A 1,185-nucleotide genomic window follows, 5' to 3' on the forward strand; every position below is an offset into this window, starting at 1 on the left:
CATCTCCACGCGCGGCTTGAAGCCGGATGCTATCCACTACTGTGAACTTGTCTTTGATGTCAACTCTGCCTACTTTGACAATCACGGCGGCTATGAGTTCGCCAAGCAGTTCTATGAGGATGCCTACAAAGCAGCCGTTCAAATCGTGGGCGGTGAGCAGTATATTCTCTCGGCTGTCATGCACGCCGATGAAATCAACCGTGCCATGACCGAGGCACTAGGCCGGGAGATCTACCACTACCACCTCCATGTGGTCTATGTGCCTGTGGTGGAAAAGCAAATCCTGTGGTCGAAACGCTGCAAGGACAAGGCACTGGTCGGTACCGTAAAGGAGACTGTCATGCAGGTCAGCCGGAGTAAGAAGTGGGCATCTAAGCCTCTGCTGGACGATGCTGGAGAGCCCATCCTGCAAAAGAACGGCAAACCCGTCCTGAAGAAGTCGTACAGCATCCTGCAAGACGATTTCTTCAACTATATGCACAATGCTGGGTATACCGATGTAGAGCGCGGCGAACGTGGCAGCACCGAAGAACACCTGACCGTCACCCAGTTCAAAGTTCAACGGGAGCAGGAACGGCTGGACTCCCTGACCGCCCAAGCCGACCAAAAGGCGCAGTCGCTTGCCAAAACCAGTCAGACCCTCTCCAAAAAGGAGAAGGAACTTGCCGCTGTTCAGAAAAAGGCCACGCTCACAAAAGAAGCCCTCATTCACGCGCGCGATCTGGATTATATCGGTAAGCGAACCTTCCTCGGCAACTATTCGCTGACCGAGGAAGAATTCTCCAAACTGAAAAAGCAAGCCGACCACGGTTATATGATGGACGTGGAGAACCGCCGCCTAAAAGAAGAGCTTTCCACCGCCAAGAAGGAAGCTGCTCATTGGGGTCAAAAGTATCATGAACTCTGGTACGAAGTGAAGCCCTATCTGGACGCCCTCCACCGTGCGCCTGAACTGGTTCGCAGCTTTCTGGAAAAGATTCTTGCCCCCAAGCAGGAGCGCACCATGAATGTGCCGCAACGAAACCGCAAGCGTGGGCAGGATATGGAACTTTGATTTTCGGAGGATACCATTTGAACAAAAAGAAGAAGTCGAACAAATCCGGCTACCCGGATGAAGCAATCAAGGCGCTGGCACGTTGCTTTTATCCCTCCATGGTTGAGTTTTTCAACAGCGAGGAAGGCCAG

General features: G+C 52.7%; 1 protein-coding gene. It reads left to right on the plus strand.

Annotation, left to right across the window (positions count from 1 at the left end; genetic code table 11):
* On the plus strand, nt 1-1,054 hold a 1,054-nt coding region (locus tag ACMP1L_RS07880), incomplete at its 5' end, for a plasmid recombination protein (protein WP_418452576.1).
* Between the last annotated feature and the right edge of the window lie 131 nt (nt 1,055-1,185).

The sequence above is a fragment of the Ventrimonas sp. genome (assembly GCF_048380235.1).
GTDB lineage: Bacteria > Bacillota > Clostridia > Lachnospirales > Lachnospiraceae > Brotaphodocola.